General features: G+C 53.1%; 6 protein-coding genes. All 6 read left to right on the plus strand.

The window, feature by feature from the left end; translation table 11 throughout:
* Nucleotides 1-2657, plus strand: a 2657-nt coding sequence (locus GOW16_RS22265) for a Tn3 family transposase (RefSeq protein ID WP_170419734.1), incomplete at its 5' end; no start/stop codon positions are given.
* A 130-nt stretch (nucleotides 2658-2787) separates the two neighbouring features.
* Nucleotides 2788-3354: a recombinase family protein gene (locus GOW16_RS22270; protein ID WP_170419736.1), complete on the plus strand. Its 567-nt coding sequence runs from the start codon at nucleotides 2788-2790 to the stop codon at nucleotides 3352-3354.
* Between the two features lie 248 nt (nucleotides 3355-3602).
* A complete protein-coding gene (locus GOW16_RS22275) occupies nucleotides 3603-3815 on the plus strand; it encodes a ribbon-helix-helix protein, CopG family (protein ID WP_170419738.1) in 213 nt (70 codons plus the stop codon).
* Nucleotides 3816-6776 (plus strand): DNA methyltransferase, encoded by a 2961-nt coding sequence (locus tag GOW16_RS22280; protein WP_170419740.1) that lies wholly within the window; start codon nucleotides 3816-3818, stop codon nucleotides 6774-6776.
* 15 nt (nucleotides 6777-6791) lie between these two features.
* Entirely contained in the window at nucleotides 6792-7892 is a 1101-nt protein-coding gene (locus GOW16_RS22285; protein ID WP_170419742.1) for a phospholipase D family protein, read from the plus strand.
* 1 nt (nucleotide 7893) lies between these two features.
* Nucleotides 7894-8817 (plus strand): GIY-YIG nuclease family protein, encoded by a 924-nt coding sequence (locus tag GOW16_RS22290; RefSeq protein WP_170419744.1) that lies wholly within the window; start codon nucleotides 7894-7896, stop codon nucleotides 8815-8817.
* The last annotated feature ends 78 nt before the right edge of the window (nucleotides 8818-8895 follow it).

Below are 8895 nucleotides of genomic sequence, written 5' to 3' on the forward strand. Positions count from 1 at the left end.
GATCGTGCCATCAACCCCCGCCACCGGCAACTGCCCCACGTTTTGCGGTGCTCCCCCGGGATCGAGCCAAACTGCGCGAAGCACTTGCATCGCAGGTTTCGACTTTGGGGCCCTCCACGGAAGATCTCGTTCAATTCGGCTATCAATGGGCCTTGGGCCAATCGGTGTTCATTCCATCCCGGAAGATCATGGAACGCTTGGTGCGTTCCGCGCAGTATAGTTTTCAGGAAGAACTTCTGGAGCATGCATCCAGCCGGTTGTCATTGCAAACCATTGCAGCACTGGAAGCCAGCTTAGCCAACCCACGCGGCGATCATGGCTTTCAAAGCCTAAAAGACGATGTTGGCGCAGCCACGCTGGACAATGTACTCGACGCAGCTGACCGGCTGGCCTTTATTCATGCTCTTGATCTGCCGTTCGATTTGGTCAACGAGGTTGATCCCACATGGATCAGGATATTGACCCGCCGGGTTGAGGGGGAAACAGCCTCAGAGATGCGGCGGCATAGCCGGGAAAAGCGCCTGGGATTGTTGGCGATCTATCTGATGTCGCGCAGATCGCAGCTGATTGATGGTCTTGTAGACCTGCTCATCGACGTTGTTCATCGCATCGGCACACGCTCCAAACGGAAGGTGATCAGCAAAATTGCCGCTGACATCGATAAGGTTCACGGCAAGGAACGGTTACTGGTGGACATTGCGACGGCGGCGATGATGGCCCCGAACGGCAAAGTCTCGGATGTGATCTTTCCAATCGCGGGCGCGGCCAAGCTGAAAGCCATCATTGATGAACACAGGGCCAAGGGAACACTGAATGTTCGGATTCAGACTGTAATGCGGGGTTCCTATGCCAGCCACTATCGTCGAATGCTGCCGTCCTTGTTGTCTGTCTTACAATTCCGCTCGAATAATGAGACATGGCGCCCGATCCTGGATGCGTTAGCTCTGATAATCCGCCTGAATGAGGAAGGACGGCGCTATGCCCCGGCTGCGCTGGCACCGGAGGGTTCGATTCCGCGTAAATGGCAGGAAACCGTGATCGACAAGCGCGGTCGGCTGAATGTCATTTCTTATGAGCTCTGTGTCCTGACCCAGTTACGGGATCGTATCAGGTCAAAAGAGATCTGGGTCGAAGGGGCTGATCGTTATCGCAACCCGGACGATGATCTGCCGAAGGATTTTCCAGAGAAGCGCGACGTATACTATGCTGGTCTGAAGCTCACCCAGGATGCGCGGGAATTTTCCCGATCTGTTCGGGAACAGTTGGAGTATGAGTTGCGCCAACTCAACGCCTCGCTGCCCAGCAATGACAAGGTGCGCCTGCGCTGGTCTGGCGACAACCGCATTAGCATTACACCTTTCACCCCGGCACCAGAACCAAAAGGATTGATCGGCCTTAAATCAGAGATTAGTCGACGGTGGCCCATGACCGGGCTGCTGGATGCACTGAAGGAAACCGCGCTGGACACAGGCTTTCTGGGAGCATTTGAAACGTCGGCCAGCCGGGAAGCACTGCCGCGTAATATTCGGGATCAACGCCTGCTGCTTTGCCTCTACGGCCTGGGCACCAATGCCGGTTTGAAACGTGTAGCTGCTGGCACGCCGGAAATCAGCTATGATGAGCTGTTGCATATCCGTCGCCGCTACGTCGATCCCGCGTCTCTTCGGGCAGCGGCGGCCAAGGTTGCAGATGCCACGTTGGCGGTTCGCAATCCGTCAGTTTGGGGCAATGCGGGAACCGCCTGCGCGGCGGATTCCACCAAGTTCGGAGCCTGGGATCGCAATCTGATGACCGAATGGCACGCACGCTATGGCGGGCGCGGTGTCATGATCTATTGGCATGTAGAACGGCAGGCAACCTGTATTTATTCCCAGCTGAAACGCTGCTCATCATCTGAAGTGGCTGCGATGATCGAAGGGGTTCTGCGTCATTGCACCGACATGGAGATCCAGCGCCAGTATGTTGATAGCCACGGCCAAAGTGCCATTGGCTTCGCCTTTTGTCATCTGCTTGGCTTCGAATTGGCCCCACGCCTGAAGGCCATAGCCCGCCAAAAGCTGGCCTTACCGAATTCCGGAATGCGGGGGCAACTGCCCAACCTGTTACCGATCCTGTCCGGCACTGTTGACTGGGCTGAGATCGAAAGACAGTACGACGAAATGGTCAAATATGCTTCGGCCATGCAGCACGGTACGGCCGATCCGGAAGCCATCCTGCGCCGCTTTGCACGCGCCGATGTGATGCATCCAACATACAAGGCTCTCGCTGAACTAGGGCGGGCGATCAAGACCATCTTTCTGTGCCGCTACCTCCGATCCGAGGACTTCCGCCGCGAGATTCATGAAGGGCTGAATGTAGTGGAGAACTGGAACAGCGCGAACGGTTTCGTGTTCTTTGGCAAAGGCGGCGAGATTTCCAGCAACCGGATTGCCGATCAGGAAATTTCCGCCCATGCCTTGCATCTGCTTCAGGCATCCCTTGTCTATGTGAACACACGTATGGTGCAATCCGTGTTGTCAGAACCGGGATGGGCAACCCGCCTGTCTGAGCGGGATTACCACGGTCTCACGCCACTGATCTATTCCCACATCAATCCCTATGGCCGGTTCGATGTTGATCTACACAAGCGGATCGACTTCGGAGCAATGGCCGCCTGATCCGTGCGTCACAAAAGGGTACACCCGTAAGAGGCAGATTAATGTGACAGGCCAAAATGTCACAAATAGATAGTCAACCTACTATTGTTACAGTACCAATGTGCGAGCCACCCTAATGTGACAATTTGCTATGCCCAAGATCGGATATGCCCGTGTCAGTTCCTCAAGCCAGGATCTCGACATTCAGAAAGCTAGGCTCAAGGCGGCGGGCTGTGAAGTCATCCGCTCGGAAACGGTTTCTGGCGCGTCCCGTGATGATCGCTCTGAACTGGCAACGGTGATGGAGTTTTTGCGTGACGGCGACGAGTTGGTTGTTCACCGTCTGGATCGTCTCGGCCGATCCACTCGTGATGTGTTGAATCTGGTCCATGAACTGGACGCCAAAGGCGCGTCTCTTCGTGTACTAGAACCCGAAGTCACGACCTCTGGCGATATGGGGCGAATGGTCATCACGGTATTGGGTATGGTGGCCGACATGGAACTCAAATTCATCCGAGGCCGTCAGCGTGCCGGAATCGAGGCCGCCAAGGGCAAGGGTGTCTACAAGGGGCGGCGGAAGTCCGTAGATGATAAAGAAATCCGGCGATTGGCAAGCGCGGGTGTCGTCAAGGCTAAGATTGCCCGTGATCTCGGCATCTCACGAATGACGGTCTACCGGGCGCTTGCAAACGCCGAAAGTGAAACTGGCATAGAGTAGGGTTGCAGTACGGACCGAAGACCAGTCTTTCATCGAGAGCGCTACTCAGATCACACTGCATGCTTACAGAACACAGCTAACCAAACTCCTCCAATTCCAAGAAATGGCTGCCCACAACGGCCCTTCCTCTTTTGCTATTGTATTTGCGAAGAAATTTACTCTGCTCGTGCTAACGTAACGGCTTTCCACCAAATGTGGTAGTCATTCTCATCACTTTGATGCATTGTGAAGCACGGAAGGAACGGGTTGTGGACATTCAGAGCGGAACAAAGAATATGCCCAAGCGTCGTATCACTGCCATGATTGATCAGGCAGATATTTTGCGTCTTGAAGAGATAGCTCAACGTCAACGCGTGTCGCTTGCATGGGTCATTCGTGACGCAGTGTCGGGCTATCTCGCAGAAAAATCAGAATGCGACAATGGTTTACATGGAGCTGTAAGTTCAGTGCGGTGTAAGTGAATGGAGGCGTCCTCTAAAGAAAAATGCCTCGACCATGGCGCACCTCGACGAGGTTATGTGCTTTCTAGGGTTGTTGAAGAAATTGCCGGTCCATGCAGGAAGGTTGTCGCAGGCCTTCATGAAGCGTTCGCCAAATCCCCAAAACATGCCGTGCCGCTGCTGCGTGCCCTAGAACCTGGGCGTTTTGACCGTGCTGCGTGGCTTGCTTTGTCCGCATGGTTGGTTGCAAAAACCAGTGGCCAGTTTGGTCGGAATCCCACACTTAGTGAGAGCATTTCCTGGTTCCTTGGAAGGGCGCTGACTGACGACGAAGACAATTTCTGGCAAATGCAAGACTCACAGAACAAAAGCGCGCTAGAATACGTAACTAAGAAGTCCGGTCTTCACGCTCTCTTACCCTACGTTCTCGAATCCCACGGGCCAGGATCGCGGTTGAGCGTGCGAAGTGACCCGTCGACGCTCAAAGCGAGAAATTCCAAGAAGGCTACCGGCGTCTTTTATACTCCTAGCGACGTTGCCGCTTTCATGGCACGAGAAGCCTTTCGAGGCACCAATCGGTCGGGTTCGACCAAGGTACTAGATCCAGCAGTTGGAACCGGGGTGTTTCTCCGGGCAGCACTTGCGGAGCTGCGGTTGAGAAACCCGACGGAGAACAGCTTTCAATTGGCACGCCAGAGTCTCTTCGGCTGTGATATTGATATCTTGGCGCTTGACGGAGCTGCCAGTGTGCTCTTGTCGGATACACTCACGGATGCGCTTACAATCATGGGTTCACCACTATCGGCATGGCGAGCTCTGCGAAATGGATTGAAGCATTTCGATGCACTTCTAATTGATCGGGAAGTGCGATCACCCAAAAAAAGTGATCGAATCCATTTAGATACACTCTTCCCGGAGTGTGCGAATGGTTTTGACATTGTTTTAGGCAATCCACCATATGCGGCAATTGGTGCACGCCGCGACATGCCGGAGCTCTCTGCTCAGTTTGCTACAATTGCTGCCAAGCCCCAGCCAACGGCTGATCTGTATCCGGTGTTTCTAGAACAGATGGTACAACTAGCCGCAAGTTCCGCGTCGGGGGCCATGGTCGTACCGCTTTCAATCGCCTGTAATTCGGGGCCGCAATTTGTTGCTTGTCGCTCGTTGATAGAACAGCAACCGGGTACTTGGCGCTTTTCATTTTTCGACCGACAACCGCATGCATTGTTCGGCGAGGATGTGAAGACTCGGAACACTATCCTGTTTTGGCGGCGAGAGCTCATCGACAACCATATCGAGACTGGCCCGTTGCGGAAATGGCGTGGAGATGATCGTAGAGCGATGCTCCAGCAGATCGATTTCACTCCTATCCAAGGGAGCATTCGTGCGGGTATTGCTAAGCTTCACGGAATAGAGCAAGCTAAGGTTTGGGAACGAGTTCAGCGGGAATCGATTTGCCTCCGGCACCTTGTCTCGTCTTGGGGTCGGACAACTCTTGCACAGGCACCAAGCGGGTCTCTCAACGATGTATATGTAAGTCCGACGGCCTATAATTTCCTTGGAGTTTCACGGCCATGTCCCTTAAAAACGGCAGATGGCGAGGAACTGTCCACACATCCTTTGATGCGATTGTCCGGCGAAACCGCTGAAGACGCTGCTGCATCATTTGCAATATTGTCCAGCCGATTTACATTCTGGTGGTGGTCGGTCATTGGTGACGGGTTTCACGTCAACAAAGGAGATCTCTCACGGCTGCCAATCGGTCGCGAGGCGTTAGCTGGCTCCACTCACAAACGTTTGGCAACGCTAGGTAATGCAATCTGGAACCAAGCGCGAGAGAATCCTGTGCGCAGCCTCAATCGAGGTCGGGTTTCCTACACATTCTCCTCTGCCACTGCCGATACTCTCCGAAGCGAAGTTGACGGTCTACTTCTGGAGTCGCTTGGCCTTGATGCATCGTTCGCTGACGAACTTCGACAGTTCACAAACTACATCGCTGAGGCTCGTTTGTTACCGCCCGCGATAAAACCAACCAAAGGAAAGTCGAGCATGACCAAAAAAATTCCACAGGAAATAAAAGAAAAAAGCAAACTGACGAAGGAGGAATGGCGGGAGTATACTAAGACAGTATGGTCAATTGCCAATAAGGCACGCTCAGATCACCCTGCAGTATTCCCTAAGGAAATTCCTCATAGGCTCACTAAACTGTTCAGCTTTTACGGTGAGAGCGTTCTTGATCCATTTGCTGGCACGGGTACAACTGCACGTGCCGCGATTCCACTTGGTCGCAAAGCTATCTGCGTCGAGCAGAACCCAGAGTATGTGGGAATTATTCAAAGCGAGTGTGCTAAGCTGCGGAATGGTCATGCCGATGACTTCGTTCCGCTTGAGGCGGTCGAAGGCGACAGCCGAAATATGGGCTTCCTCTCTGATGATAGCGTTGGCCTAGTGGTCACAAGCCCGCCTTATTGGGATAAGGCCGACTACGGCGACGGCGGAAACAACCTCGGCAACATCTCGAATTACAGAGAGTTTTTGGACGGCATTCGACCGGTCTTTCAGGAATGCTATCGCGTCCTCGCTCCAGGTCGTAAAATTTGCCTTGTGACCGCGAACGTAAATCAACACACCGATAAGGGATTGCTGACTTTCCCGCTTGCAACAGACTTTGCTGTGCTATTGCGCAGCCTTGGGTTTGTGATGATCAACGAGATAATCTGGTCCAAAGATGGCACCGGCGGAAAATGGGGATCTTACGGAGCGCAACGTCCGATCTTTGGCAGCTACCCGTACCCACCAAATTTCCTGTTCAAGAACGTCCACGAGTATGTGCTAATCTTTGCAAAACCTGCCCTAACCAAAACGAAGGGGCCAAAGGTCAAGCCATACAGCGATCTGATGGATGGGATCGACAAGGTAGTTCCGTTCTCTTCGATAGGTGACCCGGACGAATCGCGGTTGCCAATGGTTGAAATGCAATAATCTTGCGAGTCGCCAGTGTTTTACAATCAGCCTTTATCTATCCGTTTTGGTACAGAGCTATTAAAGCAAATAAATCACCAAGACGGAATCGAGCCGTTTTGGGATTCCCTTGATATTGCGGTTGCTTGGGTTCGAGCCTCAGGGCTCTCCTATCTGTCAGAGAGTTTTGCACGGTTTCTAGGACATGGTGGAAGGCTATCGTTTGTCGTGGGCATCGATTTGCAAAATACGACTAAGGAGGGGTTGCAAGCGTTACTCGATCTGGAGGTGCACGGCGTCTCGGAAACCTACGTTTATCACAACGAAGCGGGCAGCGTTTTTCATCCGAAGCTTTACCTTTTTCGTAACGAAGAAGAGGCGCGACTGATTGTTGGCTCGAACAATCTGACTGCGGCCGGTCTGTATGCAAACGTAGAAGCTGGGTTGCAGCTTGATACTGCTCTGACAGATGATGTCGTCACTGATGCCATGAACGCATTGGAGTCTTGGCGCGATACGTCAACCAAGTTGGCGTTCCGCTTAGATAGTGCATTTTTGCAAGCGTTGTTTGAAGAGGGATATGTAAGAGATGAGGCCGCAACACGGCCACCACGTCGTCGACCCCGTGGCGAAGAGAACGCTACCAAGCTTTTTGGGTCACGCGTGTTCACGCCACCACCACGACCAGTCTCTACACCCACTGTGACTGCAGCCACTTCAACTCCCGCTCCAACAGCTAGCCCGACACATGCTGCTTCCGCAGGCACCACTGTTTTGATGCGGCTTCGAAAGGCCAGGGGTACACAGACCCAGATCCCGTTTCGTGTTGCGGAAACCTTCTTCAAAGATATCACCTCTGTAGAAAGCGTGCAGTCAGGCATCGTGCATGGCCTCAACCCTGCGCAAGCGCATGGCAACCGGAATACAATCAAGCTGGAGATACCAGAACTCCGCGATCATACCGACACCTTTGCCCGGTTTGAGAAGGCAAGATCCGGCGTAGTGTACGAAGTCCACGATGTTGGGACACCGAAGGGAGATCAAATCAAGGCAAGCCTAGAGGAAGGAATAGCGACGGGGGTTACCCAGACAAGCATCAGCGATGTCGCGCGCGCGACCTGGTGGAGGTACATCTGAATTGCCCGAACCATTCACCATTCGAATTTTCGTTCCGGATGGAGATCCGGAAGGCGTTCGGATCATTGATCGGATGAATTGGACTGGCGTTGGCTACGTTTTCCCGCGTTCAAGTTGGGAAAGTCTGCGGTGCCGGCCTGAACTACTCACTACGGGTGTCTACATTCTTGTCGGCTACAGTGCAGACGATGAGCTACCTATACTTTACATTGGACAGGCTGATGGGATTGGCACCAGGATAGATCAGCATCAAAAAGGAAAAGACTTCTGGGACTGGGCCGTGGTGTTTACCTCAACAAGCGGTGGACTCAATCGCGCCCATGTCACTTGGCTAGAATACGCTCTCATAGCGCGAGCGCAATATGCGAACCGCTGTCACCTAGAGAATGGCACAGCACCAAGCGAACCGCGAATGACCGAAGCAGAGAAAGCGGACACAGAGGGTTTCCTGCGCGAAATTTTACAAATCTTGCCTCTTGTTGGTTTGAGGGCTCTAGAAATGCCCAAGACCGTCGCGGCGCCAAGGCAGACTTCAGCTATGCTCCCACCGTTCAAAACTGAAAGGGGCGAGCAGGACACAATCATTGTTCCCGCCCAAAAAGAGGGTTTCGAACGTGTTTTCATAGGTGAGAAATGTTGGTATGCGATTCGTATATCTGGAGGAAAACTTCCTAAAATCAAATACATCGCGGGATACCAAACCCAACCAATTTCTGCAGTTACTCATGTAGCCCCCGTCAGCCATATCGAACCCTACGGTGAGAGCGGAAAGTTCAAAGTGGTTTTTTCAGAGCCCCCACGAAAAATTGGACCTATCCCATATGGAAACTCTCCCATGGGTGCAATGCAGGGCCCTCGCTACACAACGTACAAAGAGCTCACAAACGCAAATTCCCTCGATGAAATTCTGAAAACTCGGCAGTAATTCCTTACTCCGAACCTGAGCTTGGGAGCACCGCAAAACGTGGGGCAGTTGCCGGTGGCGGGGGTTGATGGCACGATC

Source organism: Ruegeria atlantica (assembly GCF_013033965.1).
GTDB lineage: Bacteria > Pseudomonadota > Alphaproteobacteria > Rhodobacterales > Rhodobacteraceae > Ruegeria > Ruegeria atlantica_D.

Coding starts and splice junctions, on each gene's coding strand:
- GOW16_RS22270 (WP_170419736.1), top strand. CDS start 2,788: ATGCCCAAGATCGGATATGCCCGTGTCAGTTCCTCAAGCCAGGATCTC.
- GOW16_RS22280 (WP_170419740.1), top strand. CDS start 3,816: ATGGAGGCGTCCTCTAAAGAAAAATGCCTCGACCATGGCGCACCTCGA.